Annotated in this window: 22 protein-coding genes; 2 read left to right on the forward strand and 20 right to left on the reverse strand. The window is 53.0% G+C overall.

Annotated elements, in window-relative coordinates; all coding sequences use genetic code 11:
* Positions 1-14: 14 nt before the first annotated feature.
* The 18 genes from BM231_RS21210 to BM231_RS21295 all read right to left on the reverse strand — a co-directional run bounded on the left by BM231_RS21210 (position 15) and on the right by BM231_RS21295 (position 14720).
* Positions 15-389 (reverse strand): GPW/gp25 family protein, encoded by a 375-nt coding sequence (locus BM231_RS21210; RefSeq protein WP_093522616.1) that lies wholly within the window; start codon positions 387-389, stop codon positions 15-17.
* Positions 390-392: 3 nt separating this feature from the next.
* Positions 393-593, reverse strand: a complete 201-nt coding sequence (locus tag BM231_RS21215; RefSeq protein ID WP_093522618.1) for a hypothetical protein — start codon at positions 591-593, stop codon at positions 393-395.
* A gap of 12 nt (positions 594-605) precedes the next feature.
* A complete protein-coding gene (locus tag BM231_RS21220; protein WP_093522620.1) occupies positions 606-1220 on the reverse strand; it encodes a phage baseplate assembly protein V in 615 nt (204 codons plus the stop codon).
* Positions 1221-1235: 15 nt separating this feature from the next.
* Positions 1236-2024, reverse strand: a complete 789-nt coding sequence (locus BM231_RS21225) for a hypothetical protein (RefSeq protein ID WP_093522622.1) — start codon at positions 2022-2024, stop codon at positions 1236-1238.
* Positions 2024-2398 (reverse strand): hypothetical protein, encoded by a 375-nt coding sequence (locus BM231_RS21230; RefSeq protein ID WP_093522624.1) that lies wholly within the window; start codon positions 2396-2398, stop codon positions 2024-2026. Before BM231_RS21230 ends, BM231_RS21225 begins: the two co-directional genes overlap by 1 nt.
* Before the next feature lie 2 nt (positions 2399-2400).
* A complete protein-coding gene (locus tag BM231_RS21235) occupies positions 2401-2694 on the reverse strand; it encodes a hypothetical protein (protein WP_093522626.1) in 294 nt (97 codons plus the stop codon).
* The gene (locus BM231_RS21240; RefSeq protein WP_093522628.1) at positions 2694-3749 is read right to left on the reverse strand and encodes a major capsid protein; all 1056 of its coding nucleotides are present in this window, start codon (positions 3747-3749) and stop codon (positions 2694-2696) included. Before BM231_RS21240 ends, BM231_RS21235 begins: the two co-directional genes overlap by 1 nt.
* Before the next feature lie 13 nt (positions 3750-3762).
* The gene (locus tag BM231_RS21245; protein WP_093522630.1) at positions 3763-4113 is read right to left on the reverse strand and encodes a hypothetical protein; all 351 of its coding nucleotides are present in this window, start codon (positions 4111-4113) and stop codon (positions 3763-3765) included.
* Positions 4110-5186 carry a head maturation protease, ClpP-related gene (locus tag BM231_RS21250; protein ID WP_093522632.1) on the reverse strand — a complete coding sequence of 359 codons (1077 nt, stop codon included), beginning with the start codon at positions 5184-5186 and terminating at the stop codon, positions 4110-4112. The genes BM231_RS21245 and BM231_RS21250 overlap by 4 nt, the downstream gene beginning before the upstream one ends.
* Before the next feature lie 24 nt (positions 5187-5210).
* Positions 5211-5471: a hypothetical protein gene (locus BM231_RS21255; RefSeq protein ID WP_093522634.1), complete on the reverse strand. Its 261-nt coding sequence runs from the start codon at positions 5469-5471 to the stop codon at positions 5211-5213.
* On the reverse strand, positions 5464-7095 hold the full coding sequence (locus BM231_RS21260) for a phage portal protein (RefSeq protein ID WP_093522636.1): 1632 nt from the start codon (positions 7093-7095) through the stop codon (positions 5464-5466). Before BM231_RS21260 ends, BM231_RS21255 begins: the two co-directional genes overlap by 8 nt.
* Positions 7080-9134 (reverse strand): terminase gpA endonuclease subunit, encoded by a 2055-nt coding sequence (locus BM231_RS21265; RefSeq protein WP_093522638.1) that lies wholly within the window; start codon positions 9132-9134, stop codon positions 7080-7082. Before BM231_RS21265 ends, BM231_RS21260 begins: the two co-directional genes overlap by 16 nt.
* Before the next feature lie 16 nt (positions 9135-9150).
* Positions 9151-9834 (reverse strand): hypothetical protein, encoded by a 684-nt coding sequence (locus BM231_RS21270; RefSeq protein ID WP_093522640.1) that lies wholly within the window; start codon positions 9832-9834, stop codon positions 9151-9153.
* Between the two features lie 168 nt (positions 9835-10002).
* Complete coding sequence (locus BM231_RS21275) at positions 10003-10563, reverse strand: phage tail protein (RefSeq protein ID WP_139226383.1); 561 nt, start codon at positions 10561-10563, stop codon at positions 10003-10005.
* A gap of 75 nt (positions 10564-10638) precedes the next feature.
* Positions 10639-11370 carry a hypothetical protein gene (locus tag BM231_RS21280; RefSeq protein WP_093522644.1) on the reverse strand — a complete coding sequence of 244 codons (732 nt, stop codon included), beginning with the start codon at positions 11368-11370 and terminating at the stop codon, positions 10639-10641.
* Between the two features lie 313 nt (positions 11371-11683).
* Positions 11684-13342, reverse strand: coding sequence for a DNA primase family protein (locus BM231_RS21285; RefSeq protein WP_093522646.1), 1659 nt, complete (start codon positions 13340-13342; stop codon positions 11684-11686).
* Positions 13339-14478: a DUF7146 domain-containing protein gene (locus BM231_RS21290; protein WP_093522648.1), complete on the reverse strand. Its 1140-nt coding sequence runs from the start codon at positions 14476-14478 to the stop codon at positions 13339-13341. Before BM231_RS21290 ends, BM231_RS21285 begins: the two co-directional genes overlap by 4 nt.
* Positions 14478-14720 (reverse strand): hypothetical protein, encoded by a 243-nt coding sequence (locus BM231_RS21295; protein WP_093522650.1) that lies wholly within the window; start codon positions 14718-14720, stop codon positions 14478-14480. The genes BM231_RS21290 and BM231_RS21295 overlap by 1 nt, the downstream gene beginning before the upstream one ends.
* A gap of 65 nt (positions 14721-14785) precedes the next feature.
* On the opposite strand from BM231_RS21295, the gene BM231_RS21300 reads away from it, so the two are divergent.
* Together BM231_RS21300 and BM231_RS21305 are read left to right on the forward strand one after the other, a co-directional pair.
* The gene (locus BM231_RS21300; protein WP_139226384.1) at positions 14786-15607 is read left to right on the forward strand and encodes a hypothetical protein; all 822 of its coding nucleotides are present in this window, start codon (positions 14786-14788) and stop codon (positions 15605-15607) included.
* Positions 15608-15655: 48 nt separating this feature from the next.
* A complete protein-coding gene (locus BM231_RS21305) occupies positions 15656-16477 on the forward strand; it encodes a hypothetical protein (RefSeq protein ID WP_093522654.1) in 822 nt (273 codons plus the stop codon).
* On the opposite strand, the gene BM231_RS21310 is transcribed toward BM231_RS21305, so the two are convergent.
* Positions 16441-17202 (reverse strand): BRO-N domain-containing protein, encoded by a 762-nt coding sequence (locus tag BM231_RS21310; protein WP_093522656.1) that lies wholly within the window; start codon positions 17200-17202, stop codon positions 16441-16443. The two genes, BM231_RS21305 and BM231_RS21310, sit on opposite strands and share 37 nt — an antisense overlap.
* Positions 17199-17600, reverse strand: coding sequence for a hypothetical protein (locus tag BM231_RS26890; RefSeq protein ID WP_139226385.1), 402 nt, complete (start codon positions 17598-17600; stop codon positions 17199-17201). Before BM231_RS26890 ends, BM231_RS21310 begins: the two co-directional genes overlap by 4 nt.
* Positions 17601-17749: the final 149 nt, after the last annotated feature.

The raw sequence follows: 17749 nt of genomic DNA on the forward strand, positions 1-17749 counted from the left end.
CCTGATGTAAGGAGTTAAAGGCCGGCAACCGGCACAGATAGGGTCTGGGTCTCACCTTCAGGCGTTGTGTCGCCCTGGTGACCTCTTGGCACATAGGTACCAACCAGGTTTAAGAGGATTTTGCCAGGTCCGACCTGCGAAACGCTCAATGAGCTGAGAGAAAACCTTGGTTCCCATTGTTCCAGTGCTGTGGCCACAGCCACAAAAAGCGCCAGAATACCTGCATCATTGGACGGCACATCCACCAAGTTTGGTAGATCAGATCCAAACTCACGCAGGAAAACCCGCGTGTTTTTTGGAGTTGAGAACAACCGGTTGATGGACTGGACCACGTGAGCCCAACCAGAAACTTCCCCGCCTGTTATCTCATCAAGGTCTTTGCCGGCCATGTTCTATCCGGCCTTGCGGGAGGAAGCCTTGCCTTTTGCAGCTGCTGGCTTCGTGGTCTTCGTGCTCACTTCAGCAAGCCGGCTACCAAGCGGCGGAAGATCAACTTTGGCCTGTTTTTCAAACAGATCAACCTCTTCACCTTCCCGGCGATAGGTGCCATGCAAAAAGCCTGCTCTCAAAACACGGTAGCGTTTCTTTTCCATAGTGTTCTCCAATTAAACAGGAGTCCCAGTCTTTGATGGACCAGGTGTCACTCCAGAATGAATGTGGGTGTGATCAATTGTGGTGCCTTCCGACTTCACATAGCCGGAGTTCAAGTCCACATCACCTGCGGTTGTGATGCCCGACGGCGTTAAGGTGATGGAGGTGCCGGCAACGCTGAAAGTCATCTGCCCATCAACCAGAGCAATGGACGCATTGCCTACGCTGAGTTGGAGTTTATCGCCGCCACCTGAAATGATTATTTTTGTCGCCCCGACCTGCGCGAGAACGTGATCATCCCCTTTTGCACTCGGCCTTGGGTTCTCGTCACTTGGAAGCGCTGCCCCAATGCGGGCATCGGTTAAATCCCCACTCTCACTGGTAAGAGAGACTTGCTGACCTATTGAGGGCGGGTTGTGGGTCTTATTGGCCCCGCTTGCCGGCTCCGTCCAAGGAAGCCAGCCCGTCAGCATGGGCGTATCAGAATCCGTCAACCTGACCCGTGCCTTACCTTTGGCCGCATCAACCTCAGCAATCACTCCTTCGCGCGTACGATTGGCAAGGCGGCGCTCAATCTCAGTAACCTCAAAATATAGCTCGGCAAATAGGTCCGGCATATCCTGCGCCATTGCACATGCTCCATTTTAGGGGGAACCGGCGCGATGAGAGCTCTCCGGTAGGTCATTGGAAAAGGCAGCTGAAGGGTTGAGCGCAGATGCACTGGTCAGATGTAAGGCATCAGCTTCAAGGCCAGTCAGACCATAAAGTGAGAGCAACTGGTGTTCCTGCGCTTGCCCATCCCAGGCAAGTAAACTTTGCAAGCGCTCACAGTGCTCAGGATCCGTCTCGGCAAGCTTTGCAAAAAACCGGCTCCAGATCCCGGTCTCCGGCAGCGCTGCGCCGGGAACCGGATCTGCAACCAGCTCAACAGTCAATCGCAACTGACCGCTTACCAATCGCACCCCATCGCGGACATTGCCATGGCGCATCTCTTCACAAGAGGTGAAATCAGGAGCAAAGCCCTTCAGCAGCTCAGACCATGGGTTGGTTGGATCAAGAAGAGTAAACTTGATCTGCCGGGTTAAGGCATCAAGAAAGAACTCAAAGTTAGGACTGGTTGCAGGCACCTCCAGCCCAACCACAACACTCTCACCCTTCTCATTGGTCTGGGTCATTGCAGCTGTAATGCCGTAGTTAAAGACCAGATCCAGGTGACCATTCATGCGCAGCGAACGCCCACTCAGCTCAGCCGCCTTGGAACTATCCGTGTAAACGGCAATGAAGGGGCCTTCTTCATCGGTGCGCAGACTGCCGTCACTGCTCACCTGAAGCGCAGCTACCTTACTATCAAGGATATTGGTACCAACCAGTGTTCCAGCAGCTTTGAGCGCCTCCACTACGCAGTAACGCACAGCAATTCGGGCAAGAGACATCAGGCTTCTCCAAGTTCTAAGATGATGCGCGAAGCACCGCGATCAGAAACATCAAGGACTTCAAACCACGGCTTGCCAGCGCGCGCGAGGGCTTGCACCTTGTCGCCAGCCCTGGGCATCGGTCCGTCATAATCAGAGCGGGCAAGTTCTAAAAAGGATGGTTCAGCAGAAAGGCTGGTGCGTTCTTTTTTCGATCCCTTGGAAAGGTTGAACACATGCCCTGCACCACTGCGCAAGACCGCGTTCAGCGCCGTGTTTTCGCGGGTAGGATCGCTTTGCTGCTCACCATCAAGGAAAGCCAGCAAAACCGGCTCTCCCATGACGCCATCCACCTCTTCGGTGAGTTCGGCCCGAAGGTCATCAAGTTCTGACATGATCAGTCCTGTGCTGAGCCACCAGTGCTGGCTTGGTCTTCTGGATTTTTGCCACCAGAGCCATCACCTTCTCCAGATTGACCCTTTGCTGACTTACCACCTTGAGACCCAGAGGTGTCACTCTGCACAGCTGTTGGTTTCGGAGGAAGTGAAACCTCAGTAAGTCCGCCAAAGGCATCCAGTTTGCTTAGCTCAGCCTTTTTCAAACCTGTCGGCAGTTGCTCACCGGGCTTAATCACGCCTTTAGAGGTCCGTAACCGAGCAGTTGCGATTTTGACTGTACCTGCTCCAGCCATCAGACCACCCCTTTCCAGACTTTGACACCATTCGGTCGACCAGGGATCATCAATGGTGCGGACTGCGTCATTGCCTGATCAATGGACGGATTGTCTTGCTCCCACACTTTCGGGAACATAGGCATCGCCTGAAGACCAGCCTTTTTGTCCATGATGGTGCCAAATGCACGAACCCCGTAAACGCCAGAGGTACCACTTTCACCAACTGGTGCAATCAGCATGACTTCACCGGATTCCAGATAAGGCTTTTCGGTCCCATCAACATCACGATAAGTGCTGTGATCGACATAGATGTTAAAGTTGCCAACGGTTCCTTTGAACTCAACTGGATTTTCTGGATCTGTTGCAGATGGGGACGCCGTCAAAGTGCTGTCATTGCGCTTGGTCAGATCCATCTCTGCCTTCACGCTTTTATTCACTTTGAAATGTCGCCACACATCCGGCGCCATATAAACTTCTGTTGCCCGAGACCCTGTCTTTTTAGCAACCTCCGCAGAACCTTCTTCCAGCAGAGAGAAAAGCTCGTAGTCAGCATTGGACCATTTCTGGTCATCATCAGTGATCAAGTCCACCATTTCAGGTGCACGGCCAAAATCCACCAGGCGAGCGGGATAATCTTCACCAGCAATAGTGACTTTGCCGTCTTTCAAAGCGAAACGCGCAAGCCATTCCCATCGCGCTTCAACTTGCATTTTTTGCTCATACAGGGCGATGGAAACAGCACGTTCAAACCGATCCATAGCAGTAAGTTCACCAGAGAACTTTTCACCAGCCATACGCGTAACAGCATCGTTTGGCTTGATCATATTCAGCGGCTTCACATAAGCAGGTTTGAAAGATTTAGCCGTATATCCAGCACGCTCCTGCGGCTTGCCCGCATTCAGAGGCATCACGAAAGGTGCAAGAGATACCTGGTCTCTGAATACACTATCAAAGTGGATCTCTTCTTTGTCGGAGAGATACTCAAGCTTGAAAAACTTATCAATGAAATGCCGTTTAGGCGTGAAAATTGTTTCGATCACGGTCATCAGATCGCTTAGGGTGTAAATATCCATGAACGTAATCTCCTTAAGCCGCTTGCCAATAACGCGCCAAGATACCGTTGCCGCGTAGCGCTTGTTTCACCACTTCAGCATCCAGGCCACCAAAGTACATTTCATTTAGGTTGAAATCTTCACCTTGAACGTAAACGCCCATGGAGCTGTCGGCCTCCAGCGTAATGCCAACGGTCATCACAACACTGGCCTTGCTCGCATCGGTAAGCGCAACAAACACCTTGTTGGCACTGTCATACTCAAGCACTTGGCCGCGTTTATAAGTACCTGCGGCAACTGTGTTAGGTTGGGTTTTAACGTTCCCACCATGAAGATTATCGACGGGAGACGTTCCGTGATTGGTATTTCCAGCCAGCTGGCTCATTTAGCACCTCCAAACATGCTCTTTGCTCGATTGACCAGGCGTGTCCCTTTGTCATCGTCGGTCAAATCTGATGGGTTGCTGTAACTAGATGCTTGGGAACTAGCAGATAGACGCTGCTGTTCGTAAGTACTGGCCTGAGTTCTTTGTCCGTCACTCTTCGGCGCATTGCCCTCACCAGCTTTAGCTGCCTTATCAAGCACCTTTTGACTATCTTCAAAGTTCGTTGAGGTCTCAAACGCGAGGTACTTCGCAAGTTCGGTGCGGCCAGCAGCTTCATCACAATTGAGGATCTTACCGATGCGCTCACGTTCCGCTGTTGCCTCATCGGCAGCGTTTGACTGCGTCTTGTCGGTGTTAGGGCTGGCGGAGTTGGCATCCGCCGCAGGTTGTGTCGTCATAGGCTGTATCTCCTGATTGACAGTCGTTTGTGCGACGGATGCCGCCGGAGAGCGCTGAGCTTCAGCGCTCCAGTTCTTTGTCTTGGAAAGTTGTTTCAAAGTGTCGGGCGCGCAGTTGTAAGTCTGGTAGTCAAAGGCAGATACACTCACGGCCTGAGCAGCCTCATCAACGGTTGCAAAACCTTGAGCCTGAGCTTCACTGCCATTCATCCAGGTTTCTTCAACCATCATCTGGCGTAGCTCTTCAGCTGTCTTTCCGGTTACATCTGCGTATATGCCTGCAAGCAGATCGGCTTGCTTGTGCAGCAGCTCGCCCATCGCTTCATGCTCTGCCGCAGTGCCGCGTTTTTCTCCAGCCGGGTCATGGATCATCATCATGGCCCCGGTGCGCATGGTCCGTTCATCACCAGCCATGGCAATAACGGAGGCAGCGGAAGCAGCCATTGCGTCAATAATGACGGACACTTTGCCCTTATGCGTCTTTAATGCATTGAAGATGGCAATGCCTTCATCGGTATAGCCGCCACCTGAGTTAATCCGCACAGCGATTGGCTCATCACGGCCATGCAGAGCAAGAGCGTTCAGCACTTCCCGCGCTGTAAAGCCTTCACCCCAATAGCTTTCACCAACGAACCCATAAAGAATGAGTTCGCCGTCCTGTAAAATTTCCGGCATTTTGAAAATCCTTAAAGGTTGGGTTCAGCACCAGCGAACTGAGCGCGCTCGGCGAAGAACCTTACCGCCAGCAGCCAAGCTGCATTTGGCCTCATACTGAGCAATGAGTTTTTGCAGAGCTGGCAGGTTGGCGGCAGAGTACGTCACTTCATCGCGCCCAAAGCGAACGGTTTCCCGGCGCCCACCAGAGGCCACAACCAGCTCAATCTTGCGAAGCGCGGTTGCAATGGCACAAGGCTGATTGATTGAGACCATGTCAGAACCGATTTTGACCTGATCATTCATCGGTTACCCCTTGTGCTCCATCATTAGTGACTTCGGTTGCTTGTGAAGTTTTCGGCTCATAAGGCGAGCGCATGCCAGCTTCGAGATAACGCCGGTGCTCTGAGAGGCGCTGCTCAAACAGCTCCTCTTCATCAATGCCCATCTCAGAGCATTCATGTGCAAGGGACGAAGTGCCATTCTCCAACCGAGTGCTGGAAGCCTTGGCGCTTTTTGCATCATCTGCCGTTGGTTTGGCTGGACCTTGCCACTGAGCCCAGGATGCTTCCTCACGCAAAGCCGAATAAGCTTCATATCCGCCCTTGAACGGGATACGGCCCTCTCCCACTTCCTCATCAAGCCAGCTTTCGTAAACAGCCTGATAAGTTGGCGCAGCAATGCGCTCTCGCCGCCTGGTCACAACCGGCCAGATGCTCGCATTTTCCATGCGCACACTGGAGTAAGTGGCATTGGAATAATCCATGGTGAGGCCACCATAGGTAATCCCAATCGCCCGTGCCATTTCCCGCCCAAGTGAACCTGAGAACGGCAGATAGTGAGGCCCCGGTGTACCAGCTGTCTTGATTTCAAAATCTTCGCCCGGCGCGATATGTGACACCGTTGGATCACTACCCAAACTCACGGAGCTTTCTGCAGCTTTCGCCAATGAGCCAGACAGATAACCAGCAAACTCTTCCACATACTCAGAATCTTCAGAGCTTTTGGCGATGGCTTCAATTGCAGCAAATGCTTCTTCTGATGGTAACTCACTCTTTAAAACAGCGGCAAACAAGGTTTGCAAAATCGCCGTTTGCAGCGTGGCATCCTCAAGCATTTCATGCTGGATGTGTTTTCTAAAGGCAGACGCCAGAACAGAGATCCCACGCACATCACTTGCGCATGTTGGATCAAAGATATGTAGGACTTGAGCCCGCCCCGCTAAATCGCGAGCGTTATACCGCGTCTTGACGGTTTGACCGTTTCTCGCCTCTTCAATCAGATAGGATATTGGGCGACCATTCTCATCATGGAAGACACCTTGAAACAGACGGTCATGCTCCAGCGTGTCTTGAACCAACTTCTGAGGTGAGAACAAACAAAGCTTTGTGCCGGCTTTAATGCCGTAGCGAGCCCGCTGCGCACCGCCCATGTAATCAAGCATGCCCGTGACTTCGCCAAAGGTGATGTAGTCCCGTAAAGAGCAATCAACCAGCTGAGGCAGAGTGAACTTGCCGCGCATGTCACACTCAGCCTGGTTCCAGGCAAACCGCTTCCAGCGCTGCTTAACAATCCGGCACCATTCAGCTGTCTCCTGCGCGTCATAGCCCGCAGCGCTTAAGTTCGGCTTGGGGTTAAGCAACAACTCAGAACCAACCGTATCTGCAATTACCTGGTCAACGGCCCCTTTAAGCCGGCCTGAGTTTTGAATGATATCTCGCGCCAGACCTGCACAGCGACGCCAGGACAAACGAATATCATCCCGGCTGTTTGTGAGCGAAGCTGGACGTGTTGCCAGAACCTTAGAGCGGGTATCACGCAGATATCGACTGACGCTGCGCACTGCAACCTGTCCTGGTCCCTTATCGGTAAGAGCAGGTTTGTCGCCCCGGTTAAGCAACCGACCAAGCGCTTTTAACGGTTTCGCCATTTCTCGCGCCTCTTCCTGATGCGTTCCTGCCTCTCTGCCCATCCTTTGTCATGAGCTGGAGCTGCCTTTGTCTGTGATGTTTCGATGGGAATGTCTGCCTGGTTTGCCTTCACAACTTCAGGCGAGAGCAAGTCCAGTTCCTTTTCAGGCACCAACCGCTTTCGCAGCCGCGCCCAATCATTGTCGGTGTTAGAGGTCAGGCCCAAATGCTCGGCAATCGCCATGGCGTAGATCCGGCAATCAAGGAAGTGGTTGTCCTTTCGGGACTTCTTCCATTCCTCTTTCAACCGGCCCTTGACCAGTTTTTGATCAAAGTACTCAGCAGTGATCTGGAGGAAGTACTCTTCGTCCAGCCAAACGCCAAAGTGGCAATATCCAGGCGGATCACACTCAGCGCCCGCAGCCATGCCAGATTTGTGCAGACTACCGAAGAACTCGTGCTTAAGACCCCACGTTCCAACCGGCCAAAGCTGCGAGCCGCGTACCTTTACGCGCTTGCCCCGTTTGTTGACTGATTTCTTTTGCGGCAACCCGATCGCAGGAACACCTCGTCCCCCTTGGCCTTTGATGGCGTAGGTATCTGGCCTTGCTCTGCACCAGCTAAGGACTTGCTCCATACGACCACTGTCACCAGCATCCACCGCCAGACCATCCAACCGGCGTTCAATGCCCCAGGCATCTTTGAAGCCTTGCTTGTAAAACGTATCCAGCTTGAGCCATGCACCCGCTTTGATGTCATCTGTTGAACCTTCAAAGAAGTGCGCATCCACACACCAGCTTTGCCGATCATCACCAAAGGCCACTGCCTCCACATAGATGCCGTAGTGCTGAACATCTGCGCCAGCCACGAACAACAGGCCCTCTGCTGGGATCTTCCCACGCTCCAGTTGTTCACGCCGCTCCATAAGTCGTTCATGTTTGGGAGCATTGCCGCGCATGGCGTAGGCCTTAGCAAGCACCAGATTGGTGAAGTTCTTTTTGGCAGCCTCGCTGCGCTTTTCAGCGTTGATGTAATCCCGTGCAATATCGCCGTAGCTCATCATCAAGGAGCAAAACGCATCTACATGGAAACCCGGTTGACGTCCTTCACTTGGCTTAGTCGCGATAAAACGACCTTTGCGAACAGCAACAACCCGCTCTGCTTCCGTAATGGAGTGACCGCATTCCTCACAAAGGTAGGTGCTCTCCTCTGGGTTCTCTCGGTTGACTTGAAACCCGCTCCAATCCTGCCTTTGCTCAAACTCGCAGGACGGGCAGCTGATATGCCAGAACCGCTGATCTGAGCGCTTGAAATCCCGGTCGATGCGGCAATGGCCAGGCCCTTCGCCATCTTCATCCCCGCTGTCATGTTCCGGCGTCGAAAGAGCAAAGATCTTATAGGACTTCTCGCGGCGAAACGCGGTGAAACGACCAAAGAAAAGCTCTTCCGGATCGCCGCCATTGTCGGTCTCCTCCCACTTGGAAACCTCGTCTTTCACCCCAAACTTGATCGTCTTGGAGGAAAGGTCCATTTCCGAGTTGGCATTGGCCAAGGACAACGCGCCGCCTGGAAACTTCTTCTCAAAGGTGGTTGATCCTTTGCCGCTGCGGCTCGCAACAGGTTCAATCACCCGCTTGGATGTGCGCTTCTCCCATGCCTCAATCAAAGGCATGATCTTCATGGAGTTGGTTTCTTTCAGCGCCTGATCGCCCGGCACGGCATACAAGATATTATCTGGCGCGTTTTCCGCCAAATAGATGCTCCAGGAAAGCCCCAGGATGGAAACACCGGTCTGCTGGGATTTGCGCACGCAGACGTAATTGCAAGGGTGATCAGCTGACAGACACTCTGCAATTTCCGGCAAGTACGGCGCATCTTTTGCATTCCAAAGCTCTCCGCGCCTTGGACCATCTACAAGCTCAATGTTCTTTGGTAGCCATTCATGAAAAGGAAGCGGTTTTTTAGGGCGGATCGCTTTTGCAAGCACTCGGGTAACAAGCCGAGCCGCACCGTAAACCCTCGTGTTTGCGTTTTGCAAACTTCCCAAAGTTTCCTGCATGGCTCACCTGTTGTAGTTAGAGTTCCTCCTGTTGCTCGCCTGCGAGCATGAGTTCTTCTGCGCTTGCTTCTGCGCCGATCAAGCCGTCCGGCAAGTCATCAAACTGGGGTGCGTCCCGAAAAGCTGCTTCCATGGCCTCTGCAATCTCTTCTGCAACTTCAAAAGCCGCATCTTTGAGCGCCAACCGCAGCCCGTGCACACCATCCTTGGTGAGACGCGCGGCAAGGTCATCAGCTCGGTTAGGAAGCCGGGCAACAACAGACTTAATCTCACCGCCCATTGTAGCCAGTGCATCTTCCATCAGATCCCGACGTACCAGATTTCCAAGCTCCTCCTGCATTGTAAGGCGGAGCCGAAGTACCTTAAGCCATGTCTCCTGACGCTTGCCCTCGTTCAGGCTCTGCGGATCGGCACCGGGTATTGCCGGCATACTGCCCTCTGTCACGGACTGGCTTGTTGGTGACCTTTGAACAGCGGGGAGCTTGGTGGGCGCTTTCAACGGATTAGAAAACCGGGAGCGGATATGATCGTAATGGGCAAGCGAAAAGCATGTAATCCGCCCACGCCCATCCCGCTCAACCGGTAAGTTATGATTGTCTGCATAGTTGCGCACGTTCTTTGAAACAGCCGACTTAGAGACCCCATCGCGATCGGCAACTTGGACAAATGTTGCCATCACCAGAGGTGCATCATCCTGCATCTGAAAACCTCCGTTCTGGCAACCTTGGCAACCGGTTGCTGGCAACCCTAACAACCCTGACAACTCAAAATTTCAACCTGTAAAACTGGCGAACCCCCGGGAGCTGCGCCCCCCGCGTGGAAACGGTGTTTGGTACGGTCCCTTATTTCTCAGCCCGCCCCGCTCCGCTCAAAGCGAGCGGAGCAGCCGGTCGATTTCGTGTTCCAGCCGAGGATGCAGCTTCTCATCAGCTACACTTTCGAGCACGTCCAGGAACTCGTCTTCATGGTTTTGAACATCAGCAGCAGGGTTCGGTCCCCAAAGCTCGCGGACTGGAAGGCGCGCTGCGCTTGATCGCTTGAACACTCCAGCATGACCAGAGGCCATCGTAGCGAGGAATGTGCCTTGGTGTGTTCCCCAGTTTCGAACGGAAACTCCGTCTCGTGTCTGGCGAACGCTGCCGAGTTGGTAGAGCGGTATCCAACCAGAGCGCATGATGACGCTGGCTGTATCTGCGCCGGTGTTCACTGCAACGGTTATGCTGCGAATATCTTTTTGCCGCATTCCAGTAGAGGCTGCGGACTTTTGAATGACACGAGTTTTGGCAATTGCCGTCGTGTGTTTGAGGGCCCGAGCAATCGCTTTTCCTTTGATGTCTCCGGGTAGATTGCCAAGCCCCCGCATGAGATCATCCAGGTCTCGTTTGTCGAAGTTGACGGTGAACATTGCGAAGCCTTGTCGGTATCTCAATAAAAAACCGCCCTGTAGGTCTCCCTCAGAGCGGTCTTCTTGCCGCTGTCAGGCTGTCAAACGACGCGGGTCAATTCAAGCTGCTGTGCTTAATTTGAGTATTCTCGCGGCCTTCCGATCAAACTCAGGTGCTTGAAACTTCTTGAGTTTGTGAGTTTTCAACATTGGTAGCGCATCGCTTATGATTTCGAGCGCCGCGCACCAATAGGTGTAAGTTTCGAGCAAAAACTCCTCCAAATCACTCTCAACGGATAGGACATGTAACTCACAGGCCTGCCCAACACGGCAGCCCGGACCATCATAACCGTAAGGTTTGGGCAGCTTCGTACCGGGACGCACAAAGAGCTCCTCACCATCTACCTGCCAATAGCTCATCACCGTACGCCCAGTCCGATCGCGCTTTTCTTGCAGCTTGCGACCAGAAACAGCTGGCTTCTCCGGCTGCATCTGCTTGCTGCCGTAATAGACCAGCAATCCAGCCGCATAGGCGCAGTCATCGGACTGAGCTGCAAACCCCATCACCGCAGCATGCACAGCCTCGGCGTCCGGATGCAGATTTGCCGGTGAGCGCCCACCACCATCCACGAAGGTCCGCAGGTGCAGCAGCTGCTCAAGTGAGTTCAACGCACACCGGATATCGAAGTGACGAGCTTCATCGTTGCTTACCAGATCCAGATGGGCCTTCTGCTCGCCATAGGTCCAGTCCAGCAAGCTCACCAGATCAATTGTCCGGATTTCGTTCTGCTCTGCCTGCTCTTGTCTGAGCCGATCGATGTATTCCGGAGAAGCGCGCAGCGTTTGAACCATAATTGATCTCCTGCGAGTGTTTCAAGGGTACCGCGAGTGTTAAAAACAGACCCTCGCGGGCATTTTATCTTTTAATATCAATTGTTTTTATAACCCTCCGCGAGGGTTCAAGGGTTAGTTGACTAATTACGCATATGAGAAGTCTTTTCTTTCAAAGCTTAGTCCCCATTCCCCTATATATGCGCAGGCGCGCGCGATACCCTCGCGCCCTCGCGGTTATCCTCTAACCCATTCACGGCTTTACGAAATCCGGCGCGAGGCACAAGGCCTGACCCTCGCGCATACCCTCGCACCCTCGCGGGCTCAGATACAATCATCCCAAGGTCTCCCAACTCATCGTTTCAGGACGCATCTCAGCCGGCAGATTGAAGCGCACATTGGCGTACTTGCGGATGCGCGTCATCACCTTGCGCATGCCCGGCTTCTTCGGAAGCTCACGACCTAAAGCTGTTTCCGTAAAAGGCTTTAGGCCGGAAACTTCACACCATTTCTTATAGGTGTCATACATTGCTCGACCTGTAATGGAGGGCTCATTCGGGTCCTCTCCCGGTGGCTCTGCAAACTCCAAGCAGGCATCAACAAACTGCTGTATTGGATCCAGCTCGGTTTTGTAATCCTGCGTCAGCCCTTCCACGGCAGGTGGAACGTCCAGTCCATCCTCCATGTAGATCTGCAGCCCCTTCAGCATCCAGTTGAGAATGCCCGATCGCTCGGCTTCAAACTCCGCCAGCACCTCCGCCATGGGCCGCTTCTGCTCTTCGCTGATCCGTACCGACCACGGCACAATCAGCAAGCGCCTCCAGATCCCGTAGTCATTGCCCTTGATGAACGGCTTATCGTTGCCGCTCATGATCGCCTTGAAGATCGGCGTCATATCGAAGAAGCCCTGATGCAGCCGCCGCACCTGCATGGGCTCGCCGCCCGTCAGCGCCTTGATCAGCTCCTCCTTCACCGCCTCACCCTTTGGCAGCTCGGAGACACGCACCAGACGTTTACCCACCAGCGTGGCAAGATCGGGCGTTGCCTGGTCACCGCGCCGCTGGCCCGTGCCTGTCACGCTCTCCGGGTTCAGCTGACCGGCATAATCGCCCATCAACCCGCAGATCGCCTCCACGAAGGTGGATTTGCCATTGGCGCCATCGCCATAGAAGAACAGCAGCTTCTGTTCTGCCGTTAGACCCGTCAGACAATAGCCGGCATACACCTGCAGAAAACGCTGCACACCCACATCGGGCTGGAAGAAATCCAGAAACGCCTGCCACTGCGGACATTCTGCTTTCGGGTCAAAATTCACCGGCGCGCATTTGGAAAGCCGCATGGCCCTGTTGTGAACAACAGACTCCGGCACCATCACCTGCCCGCCTTCTCCATCAGGTTCAGGGTGCAGCTGCAGCGTGGCCGTGCGCGTGTTGAATACAAGGCCATCCTCATCCATCTCTTCGGGCGCATAGGTCACATGCGGCAGAGCCTGCACAATCATGCCCTTGATCTTGTTGGAATTACCGCTGGAAACCGCAAACTTCTTGCGCGCTGTCCGCCTGCCAGAGCGCGCCTTTTTCACGTCCTCCGCATCCTTCAGCAGGGCTTCCTGTTCTTTGCTCAGCGAAACATCTGCTGTCGCCCGTGGCACCGCCTTGGCTTTGTCCAGCACCAGCTCCTCCCAGGGCTCATAGCCAAGGTAATCCAGCTCTTCTTTGATCAGCTCCGCCGTGCGCTGCGCATAGCGGGTCATCACTTCCTCACCGCCGGTTAGATCCCAGTGGGTGCCTTTGAAGGTATAAAACCCAACCTCCCGCACATGCAGAAATTCCTCGCCAAAATGCTCGCGAAGCCGCTTGGCATTGCCCGTATCATTCTGGTCATAAAGGGCGCAGCGCGAGAGTTTTTCCGCAAACTCAGTTGAAAGTGGGGTGATGAGGGGATCGTCGCTTGGCTGCATAGCCTCTTCAATCGCTTGGCTCATGGTGCTCATGCTGCATCCCTCCCGTTCGCCAGTATCCAGTCATTCATGTCCATGCCGAGCGGCGGCCATAAAATCCGCGCTGATCGCTCTTCAAACCGCAGCCGACGCACAGAGCGCTCCAATTGAGCTTTCAGGGCTTCAAGATCCTTGGTGTCACTGTCCGCCAAAACAATCATGGACCGCGCCTCAAACGGCAGAAACGCGCGGTGGCTGGCCATATCCGGTTGCCGCGTTGGCAACAGATGACCAGTGCGCTCCGGATGCGGCTCGCAGATCCCGTCCGGCTTGCCAGCACCGACCAGATTGCCAAGCGAGCCCGCACACCAGCACGAAAGCCCAAAGGGCATACAGGACAGGCAGGTCTCAACCCCCTCACCCAGACCCATCACAGGCGCAGGCGGGCCAAGCCGCAAACTGGCACCCATGTAGGGCCCACGGATCTTTTTGGCTGGCAGTTTGGTGCCATCCTCAAGGCTCAGTGTGATCTTCCCGCTGCCATCTGATTTCAGCCAGGTCTGGTGAACAGCGGCAAACCGGCCATGCTTGTTCTGAAAAGCCGCCAGCAGCGCCGGCCCGCGATGGATGATCTCAAAGCGATCTTTCTCTATCTCTGCCCAATACGGCAGATCCGCAGCAAACCGCAGCACAGCACCGGGCAATAGCACATCCCCCAGCCCACGTGCTTCACGCAGATAGGTTTCCGCCACACTGCCCGCCAGCTCCCGACCGCTAGAGAAGATTTTATGTGCCGCCTGCCGCGCTTTCTCCTGACTGTTCGCTGCTCGGGCATCTGCCAGACGCTGGTTGTCCTGCACCAGCTTTTGCTGTTTTTCCTGCCAGCGCTGATCACGGGCTACCTGAGCCCCGCCAAGCGTTTCAACAGCATCTGCAAAGCTGGAGTACCCCTCAAACTCCATCATCCAATCAATGACGGACCCGGAGCGACCGCAGGCCGTGGAGTAGCAGCGGAAACTGTTTTTCTCCGGATCAAACACAAAGCTGGCATTGCGATCATCATGGTCGGGAAACGGACATTTTCCGGAATACAGCCGACCAGATTTACGTAGCGTGGTGTGCTGGCAAATACGCCCGTAAAGATCCGCAGATTGCTTCAACCGCAACAATTCAAGAGTGGAATACCGCATCACACCAGCCTCCCTTGTTTGGGAGGACGCGGCGGCGGCGGCGTGCGCTTGGCTGCCTCAACATCCGCCTCATACTGCTTGGCATGGTCCGGACAGAACCACAGCTGCTGACGCTTGCCAGCATCATCCACGGTGTAGCCACGAGAACCCCAGGTTGTGCAGCCCTCTGCCATGCAAGGGTGCTCAGAATGGCCAGTGGAAGTGGTTCTGGGTGTTTTCCTACGATCAATCTTGAGGGTCATGCGGCGCACCTCTCAACATTTACGGAATGCCAGAAAGGATCATTGTCGTTAGAACTTGCGTATGAATGATGCAAGTTGCGAGTAAAATATTGATACCTTGGGAAATGAAAATCACTTTGCAGTACATTGTCTTGGCGGCAATTGGAGTAGCTATTGGTTGCTTTTATGGCGCTGCAACTATTTCGACTTGGGGGGGTGGAGTACCTGAGAACGCAATTGTTATCCAATATTCTGAAGAGACGTTTTATCGGGAATGGGTGTCTGCTCTTGGAAGTTATGCGGGTGGTTTGATTGCACTTATCGGCATTGCGGTCGCATGGGTGGGAATCAAATCTCAGCTTCGCAAAATGCAACAGACAAATGCTATTGCTGAGCTGACGCATACCTTCAAAGCGATACAGTTTATTGATCAAGAACATAGAAGAAACCAGGCTCCAGAGCTCTACATCAATGCTATGCTGCGGCACTATCGAGACAAAACCCCTTGGCAACGGGCTTATCTGCCAACTGATGGTGGTCCTGATTTTGCTGAATTGATCACTTATAGAAACAACTGGCTTCATGATCTGCAAAACACAGCAGATGAAGCTAACGCCTGCCTCCCGATAAAATTCATACATAGACGAAACGCACTTATCGAAGCATTGAATGCTATGTTTTTCAGCAACTCTAAGAGTAGCGATCCAGCGCATTCTCTTTCTTACGATTTCGCCGCCGGCAATCTCGAAGTAATTCAAAACCATTTTAGTAGAATGAGTGCAGTTGACACTGCTTGGTACAATTATTTTGTATGCCTTGTTTTTTGGAAAAAACAACTTGAAGAGCAGCAAACCGTTGCTTTCAATCTCGATAGAGTTGAGGCTCAAATGCCTCCACTTGGTAAATAGCAACCCAGCATTCTTTTTAATTATGTCATTGAAAACTAGGTAATTAGCATGACAAAACGGCTTGGTTTGACCGGCGTCCTTTTTGGCTTTGTAATTTTGGCTGGAGCAGTTGGATATTGGGGGATATTGCTGGCAGACCTCACTCTCAACAGAATTGGCTTTTGTGAGATAAAAGGTGAAGCAGTTTCGACCTTCGAATGTACAAGAGAGTGGATTGGAGCAACGAGTGGTTGGGCTGCCGCAATCGCTGCTGGTTGTACAATATATGTACTTATTGACCACTCCAAAGAGTTGCAAAAAGGAAACCACTTCTCTCGTTATTCTCAACTCGCCCAAATTAAAGGTGAACTGATGCCAGAGTTTGATTTGGGCACATTCTGGAACAAGCTTTACACCAATGAGCTCAAAATAACGGGTCGGACTTATCCTAATGATGACATCATACACGAGTTTCTTGGCTTGCTGATCCAACTCTCGGATAGCCTTAGAAGTAATCGAGAAAGTGCCAATAGATTTCTTCCAGAAGAAGTTCTTGAAAATCGGAAGGCACTTGAAAACTATTTGAGAGCATACATCGAAGGATGGAAGATCCGTGAATTCTTGAAGGGGAACGAAGAAGGAAATCTCGGATTGACAGAAAAAAGGACTCGTGTCTTTGTTCGACATTTGCGAAAAGCTGCAAAAATAACCGATCCTAATCAAATTGTTGGGCCTAGTGAGATTCATTTCCTTTATCTCATCATTCAAACGTTTAGAGAGTTCACTAGCCAATGTGTCACTTTGCATGACGCACTCAAGCTTGAAAGAATACGGAATGCTGAGGAAGTAGGCTATCACGACCCCACCTCCTTCACTCGCAACCCGCGATAAGTAACCACGCGGGCTTTGATTTTTTGGAAGTTGTAGTCCTGTGAGAGGTGGAGCATGGCGCGGCCGAAGGCGGTCTCGGAGATGATGGGGTGGCCTTCTGTGAGGGCCCAGTCTTTGTAAGCCAGGAACATGGCTCGGGCGGTTATGGTGTAGCCCGCTTCCAGCTGGCAGCCCTCTTCTATGAAGATGCGCAGTTGATTTTCTGATGATGCGACGATGCCAGTCGGAATATCGACTTTGCGTGGGGTGAAAGAGGAGACCATAGGAAGCTCCAGCTTCTCCCAAAGCTCGCAGGCGGCGCGTGGACCGGAGATTTTTGCTGCGATCTCTACCAGTCTGGATTTATTGGCAACCTCTGTCAGGCTACCAAGATCAGCGCGATCAACCAGTCTCTCTCTGTTTGGGGTATACGCTCCAGTTTTGCGGATGCTCGGCAGAACGTCGTGAGCAAGCCAACGTTTGAAGCGTTCAGCCTCAGGTTTGCGTGAGCGGAAAATCAGGCGATACAATCCCGGTTCAGAAACGATGGTTACTTTCTGTGCTCCTGAAGGGGTACCTACAGTATAGGTACCCCTCTCATCATCATCGAGGAGATCGATGGAGTTGCGAGCCTTCTTAATGTCCAAGCAGCCGCACACGTCCTTGCCAACAAACCACGGCTCCCCCTCCAACTTCACGATACGAACCAGATTATCTTCGAAATCCATATTGATCAGGTCATTCATGAAACTGCTCCTCGATTTTGCTGCGCGATAGTTTCATCAAGGGGGCCCACAGTATGGGCCCCTTTGATCGAAGAAGCGCTATTTGTGTTTAGCGCTGGCTCATCTTTAAGGGGATGAGTTGAACTCACCTCCTCGGCACCTTGGGTTGGTAAAAGCGTGCGGGTGGAGTGCCACGCGGATTGGGTGTGGGTGAAAATCTCTTTGTGGTGGGTGTGAAGAAGGGATTGCAGGGTCACAATGGACTGCACCGCCTCACACTGATGGGGAGGCAGGTTGTTGCCGAGCGCGTTCATGGCGTGCAAAAGCGCGCCAAACTGGGCCACGGCTAAATCAATACTTTCAAGGGAAGTTCGAAGTTCACGGCACGCACGTGTCGCGTTATCTGCCAGCACTACCATGGCAAATCTCCTTGTATCGAGTTGAACCCGACCACAAGAGAGACCAATCTCTGGCGGCCAGACGAACAGGATTGGTCTTACCGCTACAAGGAAACGGCGCGCGTGAGCGCTCCCGCCCGTCTGACCATAGAAAAACCGCGTCCCATAAG

The sequence above is a fragment of the Pseudovibrio ascidiaceicola genome, assembly GCF_900114245.1.
GTDB lineage: Bacteria > Pseudomonadota > Alphaproteobacteria > Rhizobiales > Stappiaceae > Pseudovibrio > Pseudovibrio ascidiaceicola.

Excerpts from the sequence above, each read along its gene's own strand:
- BM231_RS21230 (WP_093522624.1), bottom strand. The coding sequence starts at position 2,398 with ATGTCAGAACTTGATGACCTTCGGGCCGAACTCACCGAAGAGGTGGAT.
- BM231_RS21215 (WP_093522618.1), bottom strand. The coding sequence starts at position 593 with ATGGAAAAGAAACGCTACCGTGTTTTGAGAGCAGGCTTTTTGCATGGC.
- BM231_RS21305 (WP_093522654.1), top strand. The coding sequence starts at position 15,656 with ATGACAAAACGGCTTGGTTTGACCGGCGTCCTTTTTGGCTTTGTAATT.
- BM231_RS21235 (WP_093522626.1), bottom strand. The coding sequence starts at position 2,694 with ATGGCTGGAGCAGGTACAGTCAAAATCGCAACTGCTCGGTTACGGACC.
- BM231_RS21220 (WP_093522620.1), bottom strand. The coding sequence starts at position 1,220 with ATGGCGCAGGATATGCCGGACCTATTTGCCGAGCTATATTTTGAGGTT.
- BM231_RS21265 (WP_093522638.1), bottom strand. The coding sequence starts at position 9,134 with ATGCAGGAAACTTTGGGAAGTTTGCAAAACGCAAACACGAGGGTTTAC.
- BM231_RS21225 (WP_093522622.1), bottom strand. The coding sequence starts at position 2,024 with ATGTCTCTTGCCCGAATTGCTGTGCGTTACTGCGTAGTGGAGGCGCTC.
- BM231_RS21295 (WP_093522650.1), bottom strand. The coding sequence starts at position 14,720 with ATGACCCTCAAGATTGATCGTAGGAAAACACCCAGAACCACTTCCACT.
- BM231_RS21310 (WP_093522656.1), bottom strand. The coding sequence starts at position 17,202 with ATGAATGACCTGATCAATATGGATTTCGAAGATAATCTGGTTCGTATC.
- BM231_RS21250 (WP_093522632.1), bottom strand. The coding sequence starts at position 5,186 with ATGCCGGAAATTTTACAGGACGGCGAACTCATTCTTTATGGGTTCGTT.
- BM231_RS21290 (WP_093522648.1), bottom strand. The coding sequence starts at position 14,478 with ATGCGGTATTCCACTCTTGAATTGTTGCGGTTGAAGCAATCTGCGGAT.
- BM231_RS21260 (WP_093522636.1), bottom strand. The coding sequence starts at position 7,095 with ATGGCGAAACCGTTAAAAGCGCTTGGTCGGTTGCTTAACCGGGGCGAC.
- BM231_RS21270 (WP_093522640.1), bottom strand. The coding sequence starts at position 9,834 with ATGCAGGATGATGCACCTCTGGTGATGGCAACATTTGTCCAAGTTGCC.
- BM231_RS21255 (WP_093522634.1), bottom strand. The coding sequence starts at position 5,471 with ATGAATGATCAGGTCAAAATCGGTTCTGACATGGTCTCAATCAATCAG.
- BM231_RS21210 (WP_093522616.1), bottom strand. The coding sequence starts at position 389 with ATGGCCGGCAAAGACCTTGATGAGATAACAGGCGGGGAAGTTTCTGGT.
- BM231_RS21245 (WP_093522630.1), bottom strand. The coding sequence starts at position 4,113 with ATGAGCCAGCTGGCTGGAAATACCAATCACGGAACGTCTCCCGTCGAT.
- BM231_RS21280 (WP_093522644.1), bottom strand. The coding sequence starts at position 11,370 with ATGGTTCAAACGCTGCGCGCTTCTCCGGAATACATCGATCGGCTCAGA.
- BM231_RS26890 (WP_139226385.1), bottom strand. The coding sequence starts at position 17,600 with ATGGTAGTGCTGGCAGATAACGCGACACGTGCGTGCCGTGAACTTCGA.
- BM231_RS21240 (WP_093522628.1), bottom strand. The coding sequence starts at position 3,749 with ATGGATATTTACACCCTAAGCGATCTGATGACCGTGATCGAAACAATT.
- BM231_RS21300 (WP_139226384.1), top strand. The coding sequence starts at position 14,786 with ATGATGCAAGTTGCGAGTAAAATATTGATACCTTGGGAAATGAAAATC.
- BM231_RS21285 (WP_093522646.1), bottom strand. The coding sequence starts at position 13,342 with ATGAGCACCATGAGCCAAGCGATTGAAGAGGCTATGCAGCCAAGCGAC.